19 protein-coding genes are annotated in these 17,948 nt (G+C 38.7%); 6 read left to right on the top strand and 13 right to left on the bottom strand.

Features of this window, described 5'->3' with window-relative positions; all coding sequences use genetic code 11:
* Nucleotides 1–483: 483 nt before the first annotated feature.
* Nucleotides 484–1,518 carry an HNH endonuclease domain-containing protein gene (locus E0E36_RS05070; protein ID WP_130854974.1) on the bottom strand — a complete coding sequence of 345 codons (1,035 nt, stop codon included), beginning with the start codon at nucleotides 1,516–1,518 and terminating at the stop codon, nucleotides 484–486.
* 108 nt (nucleotides 1,519–1,626) lie between these two features.
* Between E0E36_RS05070 and E0E36_RS05075 the strand changes: the two genes are divergently transcribed.
* The 4 genes from E0E36_RS05075 to E0E36_RS05090 all read left to right on the top strand — a co-directional run bounded on the left by E0E36_RS05075 (nucleotide 1,627) and on the right by E0E36_RS05090 (nucleotide 5,440).
* Nucleotides 1,627–2,151, top strand: coding sequence for a very short patch repair endonuclease (locus E0E36_RS05075; RefSeq protein WP_130854975.1), 525 nt, complete (start codon nucleotides 1,627–1,629; stop codon nucleotides 2,149–2,151).
* A gap of 155 nt (nucleotides 2,152–2,306) precedes the next feature.
* Nucleotides 2,307–3,410, top strand: a complete 1,104-nt coding sequence (locus E0E36_RS05080; RefSeq protein WP_130854976.1) for a ParB/RepB/Spo0J family partition protein — start codon at nucleotides 2,307–2,309, stop codon at nucleotides 3,408–3,410.
* Nucleotides 3,411–3,412: 2 nt separating this feature from the next.
* Nucleotides 3,413–4,390: a hypothetical protein gene (locus E0E36_RS05085; RefSeq protein ID WP_130854977.1), complete on the top strand. Its 978-nt coding sequence runs from the start codon at nucleotides 3,413–3,415 to the stop codon at nucleotides 4,388–4,390.
* A gap of 9 nt (nucleotides 4,391–4,399) precedes the next feature.
* A complete protein-coding gene (locus tag E0E36_RS05090; protein WP_130854978.1) occupies nucleotides 4,400–5,440 on the top strand; it encodes a DNA cytosine methyltransferase in 1,041 nt (346 codons plus the stop codon).
* A gap of 61 nt (nucleotides 5,441–5,501) precedes the next feature.
* Here E0E36_RS05090 and E0E36_RS28155 read toward each other — a convergent pair whose 3' ends face one another.
* The 8 genes from E0E36_RS28155 to E0E36_RS27975 all read right to left on the bottom strand — a co-directional run bounded on the left by E0E36_RS28155 (nucleotide 5,502) and on the right by E0E36_RS27975 (nucleotide 10,484).
* Nucleotides 5,502–5,636 carry a hypothetical protein gene (locus E0E36_RS28155; protein ID WP_278045503.1) on the bottom strand — a complete coding sequence of 45 codons (135 nt, stop codon included), beginning with the start codon at nucleotides 5,634–5,636 and terminating at the stop codon, nucleotides 5,502–5,504.
* Nucleotides 5,637–5,963: 327 nt separating this feature from the next.
* A complete protein-coding gene (locus E0E36_RS05095) occupies nucleotides 5,964–6,566 on the bottom strand; it encodes a retron system putative HNH endonuclease (protein WP_130854979.1) in 603 nt (200 codons plus the stop codon).
* Nucleotides 6,559–8,163, bottom strand: a complete 1,605-nt coding sequence (locus E0E36_RS05100; protein ID WP_130854980.1) for an AAA family ATPase — start codon at nucleotides 8,161–8,163, stop codon at nucleotides 6,559–6,561. Before E0E36_RS05100 ends, E0E36_RS05095 begins: the two co-directional genes overlap by 8 nt.
* Before the next feature lie 208 nt (nucleotides 8,164–8,371).
* Complete coding sequence (locus E0E36_RS05105; RefSeq protein ID WP_130854981.1) at nucleotides 8,372–8,758, bottom strand: nuclear transport factor 2 family protein; 387 nt, start codon at nucleotides 8,756–8,758, stop codon at nucleotides 8,372–8,374.
* 30 nt (nucleotides 8,759–8,788) lie between these two features.
* Complete coding sequence (locus tag E0E36_RS05110) at nucleotides 8,789–9,379, bottom strand: ORF6N domain-containing protein (protein WP_130854982.1); 591 nt, start codon at nucleotides 9,377–9,379, stop codon at nucleotides 8,789–8,791.
* A 71-nt stretch (nucleotides 9,380–9,450) separates the two neighbouring features.
* Nucleotides 9,451–9,990 (bottom strand): GNAT family N-acetyltransferase, encoded by a 540-nt coding sequence (locus E0E36_RS05115; protein ID WP_130854983.1) that lies wholly within the window; start codon nucleotides 9,988–9,990, stop codon nucleotides 9,451–9,453.
* A gap of 5 nt (nucleotides 9,991–9,995) precedes the next feature.
* The gene (locus E0E36_RS05120) at nucleotides 9,996–10,244 is read right to left on the bottom strand and encodes a PLD nuclease N-terminal domain-containing protein (RefSeq protein WP_130854984.1); all 249 of its coding nucleotides are present in this window, start codon (nucleotides 10,242–10,244) and stop codon (nucleotides 9,996–9,998) included.
* Between the two features lie 27 nt (nucleotides 10,245–10,271).
* Nucleotides 10,272–10,484 (bottom strand): PLDc N-terminal domain-containing protein, encoded by a 213-nt coding sequence (locus tag E0E36_RS27975; protein ID WP_130854985.1) that lies wholly within the window; start codon nucleotides 10,482–10,484, stop codon nucleotides 10,272–10,274.
* Nucleotides 10,485–10,747: 263 nt separating this feature from the next.
* Between E0E36_RS27975 and E0E36_RS05130 the strand changes: the two genes are divergently transcribed.
* Complete coding sequence (locus E0E36_RS05130; RefSeq protein WP_207303720.1) at nucleotides 10,748–11,755, top strand: IS4 family transposase; 1,008 nt, start codon at nucleotides 10,748–10,750, stop codon at nucleotides 11,753–11,755.
* A gap of 194 nt (nucleotides 11,756–11,949) precedes the next feature.
* Here the strand turns inward: E0E36_RS05130 and E0E36_RS05135 are convergent, their stop codons facing one another.
* Together E0E36_RS05135 and E0E36_RS05140 are read right to left on the bottom strand one after the other, a co-directional pair.
* Nucleotides 11,950–12,531 carry a hypothetical protein gene (locus tag E0E36_RS05135; protein WP_130854986.1) on the bottom strand — a complete coding sequence of 194 codons (582 nt, stop codon included), beginning with the start codon at nucleotides 12,529–12,531 and terminating at the stop codon, nucleotides 11,950–11,952.
* A 635-nt stretch (nucleotides 12,532–13,166) separates the two neighbouring features.
* A complete protein-coding gene (locus E0E36_RS05140; protein WP_130854987.1) occupies nucleotides 13,167–14,363 on the bottom strand; it encodes an IS4 family transposase in 1,197 nt (398 codons plus the stop codon).
* Nucleotides 14,364–14,836: 473 nt separating this feature from the next.
* Here E0E36_RS05140 and E0E36_RS05145 point away from each other — a divergent pair, with 473 nt between their 5' ends.
* The gene (locus tag E0E36_RS05145; protein WP_130854988.1) at nucleotides 14,837–15,346 is read left to right on the top strand and encodes a hypothetical protein; all 510 of its coding nucleotides are present in this window, start codon (nucleotides 14,837–14,839) and stop codon (nucleotides 15,344–15,346) included.
* Between the two features lie 493 nt (nucleotides 15,347–15,839).
* Here E0E36_RS05145 and E0E36_RS05150 read toward each other — a convergent pair whose 3' ends face one another.
* Both E0E36_RS05150 and E0E36_RS05155 read right to left on the bottom strand, forming a co-directional pair.
* Nucleotides 15,840–16,511: a hypothetical protein gene (locus E0E36_RS05150; protein ID WP_130854989.1), complete on the bottom strand. Its 672-nt coding sequence runs from the start codon at nucleotides 16,509–16,511 to the stop codon at nucleotides 15,840–15,842.
* Nucleotides 16,462–17,946 (bottom strand): WG repeat-containing protein, encoded by a 1,485-nt coding sequence (locus E0E36_RS05155; protein ID WP_130854990.1) that lies wholly within the window; start codon nucleotides 17,944–17,946, stop codon nucleotides 16,462–16,464. The genes E0E36_RS05150 and E0E36_RS05155 overlap by 50 nt, the downstream gene beginning before the upstream one ends.
* Nucleotides 17,947–17,948 lie beyond the last annotated feature (2 nt).

A 17,948-nucleotide genomic window follows, 5' to 3' on the forward strand; every position in this document is an offset into this window, starting at 1 on the left:
TAGTGTAAATTTCTGTTCTGGATTTATGCTATGATCTAAGAATCGATGCTGAATCGTTGCCATGTTTTGTACATGGGAAGATTCTTCATTTTAACTTGATTGTATCTCTGAACGTTAAATACGCTAATGGCATAAACGAAGTAGCATATAGCATTCCCATTAGTAGAGAAACAGGCAAACTAAAGCCCTTATGAATACCAACTAGAACAAGTAAGCCCCCCGTAAAAATTGTCAAAGCTAGCACAATAATACATAAACCTATTCGAAACCGGGTGAATGGTTTCGAATCTATTACAGTAAGGATTATTTTGGCGATTTCTAAGGCAGTATCTCGATCTTTGTAAATTGTAATAATAGCGGATAAAAGTCCTGCTAGGGCTGCTAAAGTCATTAAAAAGTTCATAATGAAAGAATTTATTGGTTATACAAGTTAACGAATATAATATTATACACTAACATTTTGGTCGTAGAAGTTATTTTTTTCTACAAAAACTCAAATCCATTATTAGCAGCAATGGTAACCAAAGGATTGATTACATCATAAAATTTTTCTTTCGATAATCCCTCTCGCCAATCCGTGCCGATATAAAAGTAATCTTCCAGGAGTTTTTCGTTTGGTTTTGCTTGGATGTAAGTGTTAATGGCTAGTTCTTGCAGTGCATAGAAAGCTTCAAAATGTTTGTCTAGTATCGGTAGCTTATTGCTTTTACTGATGTTGAAGCTGTTATCACAGGGGATAAGGTTCCATATCTGATCATGAGAAACAAAGCTGTAGGGTATAAAATGCTCTACATGGTATTGTTTTTTATGGAGTATCTTGCCTGTATAGATACAATTGATCGGACCGTTTATATCGATAACAAAATCCCAGAACTTACGTTGTTTAAGTAGTGAACCACGAAGGGCGGGCTTAATCAGTTTACCTGGGATATCTGGCACGTTTGGATTACGTGCCTGTAGAAAAAGTGTCAGGTTCCAATATACGTAATCCTTTACAATACGGAGATGTTGACCCAGGTATTCAAACCACTCGTCTTGTATCACAATGCGGTCTTTGTGTAGATGGTACATGGGTTTATTAAAACCTTCTTGCGAATATTGATAGATGGCATTCCTATCGCTTTTAGGATACCAAGGGCTAAGGAACCAATGCGGAACCTGCTTATCAAAATGGAACAATAGTTTACGGGTAAGACGATTGCCTGTTTCCACGAGCCTGCTTTTAATCAACGACTTTGGTGCGTCTATGGTAATGCCCTCGATCTCTTTAATTTGCCTTACCGCATCTTGAATTAAGTCTTGTTGACCAAATGACACATTGAAGTAGTTCACCGTATACCATGCATTTGCAATCATACTAGCAAATAACTCGTGCTTGTCCAATTCTTTCCGCCCATCCTGAACTCCATCCAATATGGCTAAAAGCCAATAGAATTTGTATGTGGTGGATGTATTGTTAAAACATGCTGCCAGACGATGAACAGGAACAGCGTTGTTTAATGGAAACGTATGTGTCATTTAAGCAAAAATAGGAATAATAAGCAACGACGGCTTCAATTCCTTTAGTTTTGGATAATTGATCCCAGAGCGAAACCAATTATTAAGTTTTGCTGTTACCTTTGTATTATGGCAAACCATCCCGCAGGCGAAGAACCCATTAAAGTACCGCGTTTCGAGGAGGCTGCTGGCTTCTATACTACCAAGCAGCGGAGCAAGATCATGTCCAAGATAAAAGGCAAGCATTCAAAACCCGAGTTGATTCTTAGGAAAGCGCTATGGGCAAAAAATCTGCGTTTTAGATTGCATGATAAAACATTGCCAGGCAAGCCTGATATTGTCATAAAAAAATACAAGCTAGCCATCTTTATTGATGGTGAGTTTTGGCATGGCAAGGATTGGGAGAAAACGAAGCCGAGAATAAAGTCTAACCGTAGTTTTTGGATCCCAAAAATTGAACGCAACATGCAAAAGGATAGGTTATACAATGAGCGGTTAAATACTATGGGATATACCGTGTTTCGTTTCTGGTCAAATGAGATATTTAGTCGTACAGATCTGGTGGTAAACCAAGTAATGCTTTATATAGAGTCAGCTAAAGAAATTAAGATCCCCTCATTCGACTGTGCGCATATGATTAAAGACCATTTGTGACTACTAGTTAAGGTCTAGTGGCAGAGCTCGTGTAGAAACGAATCAGAGCGAGCAGAGTGCACAGGTCAGATAGCAGAATAATGTTTCACGACTGGCTTCCTTAGTTGTTAAAGGTCAACTGATTTTCTATATTTACAACAAAAAAATAGAAAAGAATGCAGCAAAACAGAAAAGAAGCGATTGAGTACGTCCCAGTAGATCAATTGTTCTTTGATCCTGAAAATCCTAGACTGCCACGAACGGTAAATGGATCTGATGAGCAGGAAGTTATTAACTGGATGCTTGAAAACGAAAATGTTATTGAGTTGATGGCTTCAATCGCAGAAAAAGGATTTTTTCCTGCAGAGCCGCTACTAGTGGAGAATAGAGTTCAAGGAGGTTATAATGTTATTGAAGGTAATAGGCGTCTGACTGCAGTAAAGTTGTTGTTGCGACCCGAGCTTGCTAAAATTAGAAAAAATTCAATTAGCGAAATAATTGCAGAGGGAAAGTATGTAGATAGCCTTCTAGAATTACCTGTCATTAAGTTTGTAAGTTCTAATGATATACAACTTTATCTAGGCTATAGACATATAACAGGAGTTCAACCCTGGGATTCGCTGGCTAAGGCACGCTATCTTAAAAAGTTAAAAGAAAGCTTAGACGAAGAAAATCAGTCGGCACTTTATAAGAGCTTGGCAAAGATAATCGGAAGTCGAGTTGACCACGTGAAGCTATTGTTGGCCGGACTAGCTGTCTATGAGAAAATAGAAGACTCTGGATTTTATCAAATAGACGGGCTTAATGAGAAAAATATAAAGTTCGGCGTCTTGTATACAGCGATCAACAATGGAAATATTGCAGATTTTATTGGAGTAAATCTGGATGACGAAAACCCAACTCAAGATATTAAGGAGGATGAGTTAAAAGAGTTGGCAACTTGGATGTTCCAAAAAACACAAGATGGATTTACGAGGTTAGGAGAATCACGTAATTTGCGTCAACTAAACAAGATCGTAAATAACGAAAAAGCGTTAACTGCGTTCCGAAGGGGAAGAACTTTATCCGACGCGGTATTACTGACAGATGAACCAATAGAAATCTTTCGAATAAGTATTAAAGAGTCTCTTACTAGTTTAGAAACTGCGAGAGACTATGTTCACTATCTTAGTCATCCGAGTTCTTCCTATGAAGAGATACTTAGAGAAATAAGGCTTATAAGTAAGAGTATATCTTCCGTATTGAAAGACAAGTTGACAGAAGAAGATGATGATTTTTAACGATGGGAACAAAAAAAAGTAATATTTATTTTCCGAATTTCCAAAAAAAAGATAATCACCATTGGGCTGATTATTTAGAGCTTCTATGTGTTTTTAATATTGATAAAATGTTGTCACAGAATGATTTTATCGATCGATTATCAAATAGAAGGGACAGAGAGGATACGGATGACTTTAAAAAACACCGAGCTGCGATAGAAATTAATCAAAATAATAGTATTCTTGCTGAAGACGTCTATAGTTTGATAGCTTATAGAGTAGAAGTGTTTAAGGGATACTATCCATTTTATTTAAGTGATGATAATAAAGTAATCTATTTCAAAGAGGATATTTCAGATAGATCTAAAATCTATATTCTTATGCTGTTTTGCTCTTGTTTAGGGGCATTTTCTAAATATAATTCGATTTTTACGAGTAGTTTTGAACAACTCAGCTTATTAGTTTTAAAAGCAGTTTTGCCAGCCGGGGCCGAAGTTCATCTCTTTGGAAGTAGCAATATCGAGTCTGTAGGTGAGGAATCAAAAAAAAATGAATTGTTTTGGGAAAAACTAACTACTTTAGCGGAGCATTTAAGAGAGCAAGTATTGATTAAAAGAGAAGACCTGTCTGAAAAGAACCGGGGGGATGGAGGATTAGACATATACGGATTAAGCCGATTAGGAGATAAAAATAAACATTTTCCTATTTACTTTTGTCAATGTGCATGCACTCCTGAATGGGTAAATAAGCAACATTCGTCTAAATTTGATTCGTGGAATGAATTTATTACCTTGTCGACATATCCCCTAAATGTGGTCTTTATTCCCTATTCATTTAGAAGAGCAAATGGCAACTGGCATGAAGAATACAAGATAAAAAAAAGTGTTGTTTTCGACAGACAAAGGATGCTACATCATTTACATGAAGAAATCGAATTGAAAAAATTTGATTCATTTGATATAATTGCTGAAATTCTTGCAACTAAAGAGTCGGTGGTATAATTAATTGATATGAATATTATATCCTTATTTTCTGGATGCGGGGGAATGGACTTGGGCTTCGAAAGAGCTGGGTTTGAAGTTATTTGGGCCAATGATAATGCATCAAGTGTTTGGGAGACTTATGAGAGAAATTTTCCTGAAACAACGTTAGATAAGAGAAGCCTTTCCAAGATAGCTACTCGAGAAATACCAGACAATATTATGGGAATTATTGGCGGACCTCCATGCCAATCTTGGAGTGTTGCCGGTAAAGGAAGGGGCTTTGAAGATAAAAGAGGAAGACTTTTTTTTGATTTTATAAGGATAATACATGATAAGAAGCCGCTTTTTTTTGTAGCGGAGAATGTTGAAGGGCTTTTGTCTAAACGCAATCTGTTTGCATATAGAAATATCCTAAATTTATTGAATAACGCTGGAGATGGTTATGAAGTATCTGTACAAGTGTTAAATGCAAATGACTATGGAGTTGCGCAAAACAGAAAAAGAGTTTTTTTTGTAGGATATGCAAAAGAGATGGGAAAGAAGTATTGCTTTCCGATGCCGAAATTAGAAAAGCCCGTCGTAAAAGATGCGATTTACGATTTGCGAGGGGAGATAGGCGCTTCAAATATTATAATACCAGAGGGCTTAAAGTCTGTACCAAATCATGAATTTTGGCAAGGAGGATATTCGTATATATTTATGTCCCGTAATCGCGTATTGTGTTGGGATGAGCCCTCGTTTACGATACAGGCGAGTGGTAGACAGACATCGCTACATCCAGATTCTCCACCGATGGAGAAAATCGGTAAAGATGTTCGGCGATTTGTGTCTGGAAAGGAATATATGTATAGGCGTCTTACTGTCAGAGAGTGCGCTAGGTTACAGTCATTTCCGGATGAATTCGTATTTAGGTATGGGAATCTAAATAGCGGGTATAAAATGGTAGGCAATTCCGTTCCAGTCAATTTAGCCTTCAGCCTTGCTGAAGTCATAGCTAATGACATTAAACAGTATATGAAGGGGAGCGATATTAATAATAAACGCTTTTTGGCGTCAGAAATTGCATAGAAGGGAAAATCAAATCTTCGAACACGTTGATATATAGTGCTGCCTGGTATATCAGCTTCAGCTAAGGTCTCGAAAGGAGAATTTCTGTTTCCAAGTTTAAATTACAAGTAAACGCATCTACCTCATGCTGATCCTCTGGGAAGTTATACACCTCTACGATCTTGCCATTGTCTATTTTCCACAATAAACAAGACATGTTATCTAGATTAGTTTCACCATCTAAATTGCTCCAGTTGCGGTGGCAGTCGATCACATACTATCGCTTACCCCATTACAATAGGAGAGGCCTGGAATGCGGCTTTGCTTAGCTGTCCAAGGTATTCCACTACAGCCGGTATGCCGACCTTAGTTCCTGCTAGCGGATGCTTGCCCGGAATGTGCCATTTGATGTATTCTGCTAGTACATTGGCGAGCTGGTTGTCTCAATGCAGGCATCGATGCAGAGAAGCTCGTGTATCGTAGATGATTTGTATTAAAATTTGGGAGTACCAATATATGTGAATGGCCCATAACTAAATTTTATTTAATTTTTATAGGTTACAATTTCAGAGATAAGTTTACGTTCCTCATCGGAAACTAAAGGACTCAATCTATCGAACATGAGCGTTCTGGCTCTGATAGTTGTTGACTCAAAATCGTCCCATTTAAAAAAGTCAATGGTATTTCTTCCAAGTTCAGTGGACTGCGTTCTATCAAATACCACCTTATCCTCGTCTATAAATTTGATTTCGTCATCAGGATTATTGAAAAAGGGATGCACGATTAAAAAGGTGCAATCTTTGTAGTATTGTTGTAAATTTAAAACAGTTGCTTTTTGACCTTTTCTGGCGGTTGAATTGCAAGAGCTACAAGAATAGTATAAGTTGACAGTTACAAAGGTAAAGCGAGGATAAAGTGCTTTATGAGCAAAGTGGTCAATTTCATGTCCTAAACCAAATAAATAGCGTTCGCAGTAAGCACACTTACCTCTTTGGTTGTACGATAATTTCTTCGAAATTTCGTTTTTAACCCTTTTACTAATTGTCGACCAGGAATTAACCGTTAGCGATCCTTTTTTTTTGGTGAGTGAATTAATAGTTTTTTTACTTGCTTTAGAAAGCGACACTCTGGTAACAATATTAAGCATCTTTTTCAGAAATATATTTTTGTGTTTTTTCGATTATTATCTTCAAAGGGTCTTCCTCACTGAGCTGGACACTTTCAAGTTTTTTCAATATGGCGACTAATGTTTCATAATCATTTGAGCCGTTATTAATCATTGCTGTAAGTTTAACTAGATCGTACTCTAAATAACTGTTCCTCGTACTTCGAACATTGAAAACTTTATATAGCACCTCTTCGGCAGACCAGCCAAATGTGTTCTCTCCTTCTAACAGCCTTGCTTTAATCGTCTTCTCTTTATTTCCTTTTCTTTTCAGGGCGGTGATGGATGAACTTTGCCCCTCTAAATCTGAAACTAAAAAATGCGAATGGGTAGTAAGAACAAAATGACAATTTGAAAGGTTCGAAAACGCTTTCTTTAAAAAGGAGATATATTGCATTTGCCAATTCGGATGTAAACTTATCTCTGGTTCATCAATTAAGATAAGGCTGTTATTATCGATCCTTGAAAAGATGTTTACTATTGAAAGAAGGAGACTTGACTCGCCTGAACTTATTTCTGTGGTTGTAAATTCATTGCCAGCCTTTTTTATTTTGATACCGTCTAGGCCTAGAATATCTAACCTTTCAAGGTGTTGAATAGATCTAATTTCTTCAGAGGACGTGTTGACGTTTAGAAAATCAACTATGAATGCTTTTGTTGATGAATTTGGTTTTTTCTTTAGTTTTTCGTCACTATTGATAATGCCCTCTAGGTAATCGATAATTTTGCGTATCTCCGTTTCTTTCCCTTTGAAATTGTTGTCGTAGTAGGATTTGCTCCAAGGCGGATTATTCTCCTTTCGCGCAGAGAATTTAAAATCCTCTTCCCACCAACGTTCATAAAACTTGATAAAGTTCGAGACAGTTAGTGAGTTAGAAAAAAATAAACTATTATACCTTGTTGTATATTGAACTTTAAAAGTTTCTTCGAAATCTAAGAAATTAAGCAATTGTTTTAGATTATTAACAAAGGAATCGTTTGTGATAGATGCACTAAACAGGTTGCCTATGGTTTTCCGTTGTGCAGCCCGGGTGCTTGTTGAGCCACTACCGCTACGGAGTCCTAAATACTGATAAAACTCATCGGGTTGACTATCTTTAAATGTGAATCTGTCGTTATAAATTAACGATACTGCTAAAACTTTGCTCGGAAGTTTTAGATCTTTTAAATCTATATCGAAGGGCGTTTTATTTTTTTCAAAGGGGATATCATCTTCAAAATAATCAAAATTAAAAGGTCTGTCTTTGAAAAATCTATGGTTCCTTGTAACATTTGTTTTGTTCACAGCAATAAGCCTGTAAGTTGCGATTTCAAAGCTGCTTCCGTCTACGTGGTATCTCAATATAAATGAGTACGCTATCCTAACAACGCTTGTACCTGTAGCCTTGTATTCTTCGAACTGACGAAATATCTCCGCTATCTCGCGCAAAATATAACTCTTTCCAGTTCCATTCGGTCCTATTATAACGGAAGTATATGGTTTAGAAGCATTATTTAACTCCGATAGTTCTAAAAGTGGTACATCAATGTCACCGAGCTGAGGATGTCCAATAAATTTTATTCGTTCTAATCTAAACATTCAATAATCATGGTTTTTTTTACCCCCAATGTACGATTTGTGGCAATTCGAGCAAATTAGCATAAGGTCTTCTAAAGTTTGTTTTTGTTTCTATTGTTAGTTCGACTAACGGAGTATAGCGCTATTAATGTGCGCATTTCCGCGAAACCGAGGTTAGAAGATTTAGTGCCATTAGCGTTGTTTGTATTATCTATTACCCATAAACCTCCTAAAAAAATGCATCTACCTTATGCTGGTCTTCTGGAAAGTTGTAAACCTCTACGATTTTACCATTGTCTATTTTCCGCAATAGGCACGACATATTATCTAGATTGATTTCACCTTCTAAATTGCTCCAGTTGCGGTGGCAGTCGATCACATATTGATCAGTTACACCCATTACAATAGGAGAGGCTTGGAATGCGGCTTTGCTTAGCTGCCCAAGGTATTCTACTACAGCTGGTATGCCGACTTTGGTTCCTGCTAGCGGACGCTTGCCCGGAATGTGCCATTTGATGTCTTCTGCTAGTACATTGCCGAGTTGATCGGTTTCATTGCTGGCATAGATGCGGAAAAATTCGTGTATTAGTGCTACGTTCGGATGATTTGTGTCCATATTATCAGATTTATATATTAGTCGTTTTCATTATTTACTCTGTGCTCCTTTTATTTCATATCCGATCGTTTTCTTTTGCACAGATGGTGTTGTTTCAATTTTTTCTTGAAGGCGATCTATGTAAGAAAATATAAGGTCAATATTTTTATTCTGACTCTCCTGTGTGCGGCTTTGTTTTTCCAACTCATTTTTGATATACTCGATCTCTAGCCGTAGGTCCGTATTGTCAGCTAATGCTTGTCTAAGCTTGGTAAATACTCTTATGATTTGGATATTTACTTGTATAGCCAGTTTACTGTTTAATACGCTTGAGAGCATAGCAACGCCCTGCTCAGTAAAAACATGGGGAAGATATTTACTGTGGGCGCCTCTTGTCTTTAAGGTCACAAATTGTGACCTTAAAGATTCATATTCTTTTAGTGATAGTTCAAACATGAAATCCTCAGGAAACCTGTCGATATTACGACGAACCGCCTGATTTAATACCTTTGTCTCTGCTCCGTACAAATCCGCTAAATCCCTGTCTAGCATTACCTTCTGATCGCGGATATAATAGATCTGATTCATCACCACTTCTTCAGGGATGATCAAGCTTTCATTTGATGGTTTGGTTTTGGTCATTGGTTTAGGTTTTGTTGATTAGAGCTATAAGCGTTTATTTATTTGAGATCACAACTTGTGACGCCTTATTTTTATGTGTACTCATTATATTCCTCCCGGCTAACTCGATACCAATTGCACTTAATTCCATTTAGAAAAAACACCTGTTTATGCCTCAAGCCTATTTTGGTTAATATTTTATTTGACCCTGTATTGTCGCAATCGGCAATGGCAAAAATCTCCGGTAAATTGAGCGTATTAAAGCCATACGCTAGCGAAGCTTTTGCGGCTTCCGTTGCGTAGCCCATTCCCCAGAATTTTTTTATTAGCCTGTAACCTAAATCATAGTAATCAATATGACTATTGGTTGTTTCTTTAATCAGCTTTAAACCCGCCCAGCCTATAAATTCGTTAGAGTTTTTCTTTACCACAGCCCAACGGCCAATATTATTTTCAGTGTACTGCTGCCGTATAAAATCGATGCTTTTCTGCGCTTCCTCTTTGTTCTTTATAGGATTGTTTCCTAAATATCTATGTACTTCGTGATCGGAATCAAGCTCAAACATTCCATCTACATCCTCAGCAACGATCTCCCTTAATATCAGCCTGTCCGTTTCTAAATAAGTTTTCACGTTATTTAGGCTTCCCCATAATATCTTTGTACAGGCTCTTTCTTCTTGTTTTTTCCATAAGCTATTAAATAGGCAATCGCACCAAAAAACGGAGCAACGCAAATAAGTAATATCCAAACAGCTTTTTCAATAGGAGTGAAATGCTTATTAGCTATGCACTTAACAAAGGCTATTACAAAAATTACTGCCCAAACAAAGGCACTGAACAGGATTAACATTTCTGGCATTCCGAGGTTTAGAAAATTTACAATCATAATTTTAAGTTTTAAGTTATTTAATTCTTATCTTCTTACATAGTTCTTATTAAATAGGAGATAACATACGCATCCAAGTAGTGGTATGACGAGTATTGCACACAACCATAGAAGCCTTTCTTTTGAAGAGAGCCTTGGGTTGGTCATACACTGGTACAGCGTATAGATCCCTATCGCCATAATCAGGGAAACAAATACGAATACCTCTACTGAGCCGATATTTAGAAAATTTACTATCATTACATTCTTCTATATTCTGTGCGAAGTGCGCCAAGTTCCCACTGTAGATGTCCATTTTTTAGCCTACTTATTCTTGAAGGGCTGTTCAAGTAAGACCAGACAAAAGCTCTTTTGTCATATTTAATTTCCGTATTGTTATGGGCAGTTTGGAGAAAATATTTATTACCACTGCCGTCCAAAACGTTGAAAAATAATTAAGGAAAAAAGAGGAGGTACGGCTAAAAAGCCGTAAGTTTTGATTGCGAAAAAAAACATAACCTCCAATGGTAAATATAAGTTTATTCAGTCAATTGCTGTCGTATTTTCCGAGGGAAAAATTCGACAGGTTGGTAAAAAAGCACGGTAGCGATAAACATAGTAAGGGAATCAACAGCTGGACACATTTTGTATCGATGCTCTTCTGCCATATAGGAGGTGCCGGTTCCGTCCGTGATATCAGTCAGGGCCTCAGGAGCACCACGGGTAATATCAACCATCTGGGTATAGGCCGTGTCCCGTGCAAATCAAGTCTTTCCTATATCAACAGACACCGCAGTTATGAGCTTTTCCGGGACTTTTATTATAAGATGCTGGAAGAATTGTGGCAACGGCACACTTTTGCGCGTAACGGCCTTAAACAATTGAAACGGAATATCTACCTGCTGGATGCCACGGTCATCCCCCTGTGTCTGGAAATATTCGACTGGGCCACCTACCGCAGCAGCAAGGGTGCAGTGAAGATGCATACATTACTGGATTACGATGGCTGTCTGCCTGTCTTTACAGCCATCACCCAGGGCAGCGTCCACGAAATAAATGTGGCAAGGAAGCTTACTTTTCCGGTAGGGAGCGTCCTGGTAATGGACCGGGGCTACGTGGATTACAAATGGCTGTGGGTTTTGGACAGCAGCCGGTGCTTTTTCGTTACACGGGCCAAAACCAACATGGCCTATCAGATCATGGAGGACAATACCGGTAAAAGTGGCGGCAACGCCTTTATCCTTGCCGACCAGCTCATTACCCTTACCGCACCGCAGGCGCGCAGGGATTATCCCGAAAAGCTAAGGCTGGTGGTTTATTTGGACAGCAGAAGTGGACAGGAATACACCTTCATTACCAACAATTTACACTGGAAGGCCCAGACCGTGGCCGATATCTATAAAGAAAGATGGCATATCGAGGTATTCTTCAAACAAATCAAACAGAACCTGAAAATAAAGTCCTTTGTGGGGACATCGGAAAATGCCGTAAGATACAGCTATGGACCGCCCTTATCGCTGTTCTGCTACTGAAATTCCTAAAGGAAAAGGCCCAATATAAATGGCACCTGTCCAATCTGGTTTCCTTTATTAGATTGAACCTCTTTGTGAAGATCGGACTGAAAAAATGGCTCGATAATCCTTTTTATGAACAAAAAGAGATTATCCAAATGGCGCAGCTGAAATTATTTGATGGTTAAATTTATACCAACACCCAGGGATTCTTTTCAATAAGAAGCGTTTGGATTGCTTTTTAGACCGCTGAAACCCTTATTTTTTGTTCTCAAATTTATTTTGGACAGCTCTGATTTATTACCATCCTTTCTGATTTCTATGGGGTCTAAGTCGGTAGCTTTTAAATTAATCCACTTGCCGATAAGAAAATCCGGATCATAAAATGCTTCCACTTTCTTTGTTCGTTCTTTCGCTTCTGTTTCCGATATTTTAGTGAATTCTGTGGAGCTATTAGCCATGGTTATTTTTAGGCGTTTACTATCTTCAAGATAAACGACCTGCATGTCTAAGCTACCCGCTGGTGTAAGATGCTTCGCATTTAATGATTTTCCGTCTTCGTCGAAAGTGGCAGGCATCTCGATTTTTTCGCCATCATTGTCTGCTATGATAAAGAGTTTACCTGCTTGTTTTTTGATTTCCGTTGGTATAGTCAGATCACTGTTGCCTTCTACCCAATAACCCATATATTTTTCAGGATCTTTTCCGCTTGAGCATGCTGAAAATACCAACATGGCGATTAGCAGTTTGAAGATGGAAGAGGTAAACGTTTTTATTATGCAGTTGTTAGTTCTCATTCAGTCATTTTTTAGCAAGCTTTTTCAATTTTCTTTGTGTTTCCTATACGTGAAAGCCCTGCCTTTAAAATATTTAGTGTCATAATCATGAGTTCTTATTGGTTAGTATCATAATTTGTGATATCAAGATTGTTTGTTACTATCGTTATGTTGCCATTCGCTCTCATGAAGTAGTTGTCTTTTGTCGATCTTTAAGAATTTTGAAATCGTTTCTAAATTTTCAAGCGAGGGCTGCCTATGGTTATTACGCTATCGCGAAATCGTTTCTTCTGATTCACCCAAAATCTTGCAAGCTCCATTTGCAAGATATCTCGTGCACGTGCAAACCAACTTCAAAATCCTCAAATACTTATAATAACAGCTCCTACATAAGCCTATAAATCTCAGTTTAATTATTTGCTAAATCTCATTTTTTAAATGATTTAATGAATAATTATGTCTTTTTCAATTCAATTTTTCAATACCTAAATCTAAAAGAAAACGAGGTTTAAGTGCCTACAGGGACTCCTATGTCTCAAATATAAGCTTTATACATATATATTAAAACATTATTGTCCGGCTAAATTTCTAACGGGACTAAAAAGCCTGCCTTTTTTTTGTGAGTGCTGTTTTTCTGTTTAATACCGATAGCATGGTCATGTCTGAAAGATATTTAACTGATTTTGATCTCCTAATGTTAACCTATCCCATTTCACATCTGGATTATCCAGGAACTTATAGAGATTTATGTAAGTTAAAGCATGGTTCCTGATAAAGGATACCATATTGGAAAAGGCCCATCTACGTTTAGTCCTTTCTTTAATTACCAGTAGGATGAGCTGGGCGATCAGTGATACCCAGATCTGTATCTCTATGGCATTCTGGGATTCGCCCAGGAAATATTTAAGCGGGAAGTTCTGTTTGAGCCTTTTGAACAGCGATTCTATCTGCCAGCGCTGCCGGTAAATATCGGCGATAGCGGTAGCTTCCAGCTCGAAGTTGTTGGAGAGGAACTCATAGATGTTATCATTTTCATGGTCGTAATAGAATACCCTGCGCAATAACAAAGGTCTACCCTTTACCTCTATGCTGATTACCTCATCCTCCATTACACCCTCTGCATCCTTTTGGTGGACAGTAAATTGCTCTAAAGATTTATAAACAGCGTTTTCCTTCTGTCTGGTCACAAAGAATACGCCTTCCATATCCCAGCTGGCATATTGGGTATAATCAACATAACCTTTATCGAATACCACAAAGGATCCCTTTTTAAGCGCCAGTTCCTTCAGGAATACATGGTCATGGGTGGCCGCTGAGGAAAAACGTACCAGCGAAGGCACATCTTTCCGGGAATTGATCATGGTATGCACCTTGATACCCCCTTTCTTCTTTCCTTCTTTCGGGTTACGCCCAACTCCCCTGAGCACATCGCTGAAAAGGCTAATGGTGGTCGAATCGACAATATACAGATCTTTCACCGGCAATCTTTCATTTGGGCTGTCCGGTAAAAAGGAACGGTAGCGCCTATAGAGCTTCTGGTATATCTTGGCGAAGACATCGCTGCTGCGCTTGCTGTTGGCTTCGGCAAAAGTGCTCCTGCGGGGGAAGTCTTTCAGTCCCAAATGGCCGATACGACCCTGGCAGGCCAGAAACAGACCTGAAATCTCCCGAAGGGAACTACAGCCACTTATTACTGTCATTAACATCGTTACCAGATGATCATAGGTGTGAAACTTTTTATAGTATCGGTCACTTCGCTCTTTTTTGGCTGTCCGGTTAATTTCTTCCCTGTCCAAAAATTTTATCAGCTGACTAACCAGCGGCTGTCCGCTGAAATAATTACTTTTGTTCATGCTTTTTTGTCGCAACTCAAAAGTATGAATCTCGGAGCAGTCTGATTAATTTCTACTGCTCCTTTTTATTTTTCCCCGGACAACAATGATTTTAATTTTATCCTATCAAATAAAAATCAACTAATATATGACTAGTCCTAAACGGATAATTTTTGCAGCCTCCAGGTGAGCTCGTAACGGTCACCCGGATGAAAAGTAACTTTTCCTAACAAACGAAACTTTAGATTAAAAGGTCGCCCTAAAGAAAATAACGTACTTGCTTTTTTCACTTGTAAAATATAGATTTGAGTAAGTTTAAATCACGTTATTGAATCTGGTTATATTGAAAAGAAGGAGACGCTCAATTGACTGAAACAAAAAAGTGATGACGACGGTAAAGTATAAAAATACCCTATAAACCTCTTGCATTATGGCTGCTTGGTAATTTGTATAAAAGCCGTTTGAACAAAATACATACTTAAATTTCATTGAAAATGAAAATAACGTATTTAATAACCGGCCTTCTGATTGGCGGAATTTTAAGTTTTTTCCTAGCAAAATCTTTCTATCAGACAGACGCTCAAACAGATCTTGTTAATTCTGGAACAGAATCCGATACAGCGTTTGTTGAATCCAAATGGAACGTACCTAACGACGTGGACGCGGTAAAAGCAGCGCCTGAAAGTCACAAAATTGTTTATGAAGATTCATCCGTAAGAATTTTGCGGGTAATTCTTGAACCAAATAAGACGGAACCGGTACACACGCACAGATGGAAGAGTATCATGTGGTTTTCGCAGGCTACGCCGATGACTTATTACAAATACGTTTTGAAGGATAACGGATATATGATTCAAGACAGTATTGCAATTGCGCAAATGCCACCGGAAGTTTTGAACCATGGTGAAATTATGGGAGCTGAAGGACCCCATGCGATCAAAAACCTGGGTAGCCGGGAGGGTGTTGCCTATCGGGTGGAATTTAAAAAAGAGTTTAAACCCTAAAATCCACAAACCAATAAAATAAATACTTGATTTTACTATCACGGCGGAAAGGGAAACTGAACCCAAAAATAAACTGCAGATACTGGATGATCTGAAAAGGCGGGCCAGCGACCTGAAGGGACCGCATGCATATACCACTGCCAGGCCTACAGGAACTGGAAAATGAAAGTGACCCGTATTTGCATGACCAAAGGAAGCCGGATGATAAGGAAGATCATGATTGATTTCACCAAACAACAAGGGCCATGAGTGTGTCAGGTTTGTCCACGTGGACGGGTAGCCGACGTTGGATACATAGTGTACATTTTGTTGCCAGGTATTCTACCCGTGAGGGCGGCAGTGAGTGTGTAAAGCTCTTAAAGTTTGCTTCTACACCTTTCGCTGTAAAAGGGAAAATAGGCATTTAGAGACTCTTCTATATATAACAATGATGGCAACAGTCACCCCCGGAAGTGTTATTCCGATCTCTTCTTTAGATATCACTTTTGTTCGACTAATACCGAGGAACTTTGAATTGTCCATCTGAAATAATGACTGTTCCTATTAAAACATTCGTGCCGCTGCTGCTGTCGTACCAGCTCAATGTGCCGGAAATGGTACCACTGATATGCGTGTTGGTAATCTCGGTAAATTCAATAAAGGCAGGTTCATACAAGCCATGCATATTCTGGTCGCCCATTCCCGAAGCTGAAAACAGGTGACCATCCGCGTCGTAATATCCCAATGTGAACATGAAATTGGGGTAATCGTCACCTGCATCAGGAATATTGCTATAGCTAACTCCTTTAGAAAATTCTTCCGTGTCACTCATGATAAAAGTGAGCGTATGGGTCTGCGGTTGATAGATGTCTTTCATCCCGGCTACATGGATGGTGTGGGTACGGGCGTTTTCATCATAGCCCATAGTACCTGTAAGATTGATCTGGTCTGTTTGCATCGGGTATTCGATTTGTGTACCATCAACTTTGAATCGAAAGTAATAGTCTGAAGACATATCCGGTCCGGGGTCACTTTTAGAACATCCGCAAAATAGCAAAACAGCCAGCATGAGGCTTGATGCATAAATCAATTTTTTCATTTGTTGAATATTATTTAAAAGGTTTCTTGCTGTTCTACTACCATGTGCTTCCTTTACTTTGAAGAACGATCCATTCTCCCTGTTCATTGATGTATCCCTTTTTGGTCTCTATGATTTTATGACCGCTTTTTTCAACAATATTATCTATTTCTGCATAGGCCAGATGAGAAACCGGATCAAAATAACCTAAACGCGAAAATGCAGGCATCACCACCTGACCTGTCGCCAAGTTAATGAACCCTATATGGGCAGAAGGATTGATCGAAAAGTAAATCTTCGGATTGCTTTCTCCTATTACACTGAACAGCCCTTTCCCGGTGTGTCGCTTTCCGTTGCCACGATCATAATAAGCCCCTTTAAAATGAGCAACTCCAGCAATACCATAGCGTGCAAAAAAGTCGGCCTTGGGAATGATGCGGAAGGTAGTGTCCATCACATAAAACCCACCTATGCTGCTCATCATGCCATAGTCCTGAAAATCTCCAAAGGTTACATTGTTTAGCCCATATTTTTTCCTGTCGGCCATCGTAATGGTAAAAATCAATTTTCCTGCTTTATTGATATAGCCATACTCAAATTCACTTTTATCCTTGGGTTCCACTTTGGCATATCCACACCAGAAATCGGACGGGCGCTTTGAGAACATACATGGAATGATTAACTTACCATCACTATTGATATAGCCATATTTTATCTGGCCAAACTGGTCCCGTTGACCCACCAGTGCCATACCGTTACTGAATGGCCTCGCTTCGTCGTACACTGCCTCGGTTATACTTTCTCCGTTCAACCGCGCGTAGCCTGATTTCCAGGTGTTACCGCTATATGCGGAATATATGCCGATCCCTTCCCGAATATATCCCAGTTGTTTTTCATGCTGATAGACCTGTCCATCACTGGTCATATAGTAGAACAGGGTTGGGTGATGGCCTTGCGCATTTCTAGGTCTGTTATATAAAGTCTTTGTTTTGATCAAAATGGATTTGCTTTCATCAAATGAAAGACTGGAGCTGTTTTCCACCGTAGGGCCAGTAAGCTCCTTCCCTCCCGCGTTCATGAAATGTGTAAATCCTTCTTTTTCATTTGGGGCAAACTGGAAAATGCCATTAGCTGAGACGTTATCATTGAAAAAACTATACGTATTGTCCAGCGCAAAGAAACGATACCGGTTGAACGGTACGACGATATTTCCCTTTGCATCGATCATGGCTGTAGCGGTTCCTTTTTGGATAATGGCTTTGCCTTTATTGAAGTCACATAAGCGGTCAGCTTCAATGTAAACTACATCGGCAGCCAATTTATCACCGACTATCTGGTTCCGACTTCGCGAAATAGACTGGTTCTCATTTTTTTCTATAGACTGGCTGTTATCGGTCCCTTTCTTCTTAAAGATCCCTTTCAGTTCTTCAAACGATTCTTTCAGCGTAGGATTAGAAGTTTTTTTTGAAACCTGGCCATACGAAGGCGCATTTGACAGTAATATAATTAACAGCAGAAAGTTATATGGGTGAAACTTTAACATGA

The organism is Olivibacter jilunii (assembly GCF_900607235.1).
Taxonomy (GTDB): domain Bacteria; phylum Bacteroidota; class Bacteroidia; order Sphingobacteriales; family Sphingobacteriaceae; genus Olivibacter; species Olivibacter oleidegradans.

Coding starts and splice junctions, on each gene's coding strand:
- E0E36_RS05070 (WP_130854974.1), bottom strand. CDS start 1,518: ATGACACATACGTTTCCATTAAACAACGCTGTTCCTGTTCATCGTCTG.
- E0E36_RS05075 (WP_130854975.1), top strand. CDS start 1,627: ATGGCAAACCATCCCGCAGGCGAAGAACCCATTAAAGTACCGCGTTTC.
- E0E36_RS05080 (WP_130854976.1), top strand. CDS start 2,307: ATGCAGCAAAACAGAAAAGAAGCGATTGAGTACGTCCCAGTAGATCAA.
- E0E36_RS05085 (WP_130854977.1), top strand. CDS start 3,413: ATGGGAACAAAAAAAAGTAATATTTATTTTCCGAATTTCCAAAAAAAA.
- E0E36_RS05090 (WP_130854978.1), top strand. CDS start 4,400: ATGAATATTATATCCTTATTTTCTGGATGCGGGGGAATGGACTTGGGC.
- E0E36_RS28155 (WP_278045503.1), bottom strand. CDS start 5,636: ATGTCTTGTTTATTGTGGAAAATAGACAATGGCAAGATCGTAGAGGTG.
- E0E36_RS05095 (WP_130854979.1), bottom strand. CDS start 6,566: ATGCTTAATATTGTTACCAGAGTGTCGCTTTCTAAAGCAAGTAAAAAA.
- E0E36_RS05100 (WP_130854980.1), bottom strand. CDS start 8,163: ATGTTTAGATTAGAACGAATAAAATTTATTGGACATCCTCAGCTCGGT.
- E0E36_RS05105 (WP_130854981.1), bottom strand. CDS start 8,758: ATGGACACAAATCATCCGAACGTAGCACTAATACACGAATTTTTCCGC.
- E0E36_RS05110 (WP_130854982.1), bottom strand. CDS start 9,379: ATGACCAAAACCAAACCATCAAATGAAAGCTTGATCATCCCTGAAGAA.
- E0E36_RS05120 (WP_130854984.1), bottom strand. CDS start 10,244: ATGATTGTAAATTTTCTAAACCTCGGAATGCCAGAAATGTTAATCCTG.
- E0E36_RS27975 (WP_130854985.1), bottom strand. CDS start 10,484: ATGATAGTAAATTTTCTAAATATCGGCTCAGTAGAGGTATTCGTATTT.
- E0E36_RS05130 (WP_207303720.1), top strand. CDS start 10,748: ATGGTAAATATAAGTTTATTCAGTCAATTGCTGTCGTATTTTCCGAGG.
- E0E36_RS05135 (WP_130854986.1), bottom strand. CDS start 12,531: ATGAGAACTAACAACTGCATAATAAAAACGTTTACCTCTTCCATCTTC.
- E0E36_RS05140 (WP_130854987.1), bottom strand. CDS start 14,363: ATGAACAAAAGTAATTATTTCAGCGGACAGCCGCTGGTTAGTCAGCTG.
- E0E36_RS05145 (WP_130854988.1), top strand. CDS start 14,837: ATGAAAATAACGTATTTAATAACCGGCCTTCTGATTGGCGGAATTTTA.
- E0E36_RS05150 (WP_130854989.1), bottom strand. CDS start 16,511: ATGAACAGGGAGAATGGATCGTTCTTCAAAGTAAAGGAAGCACATGGT.
- E0E36_RS05155 (WP_130854990.1), bottom strand. CDS start 17,946: ATGTTAAAGTTTCACCCATATAACTTTCTGCTGTTAATTATATTACTG.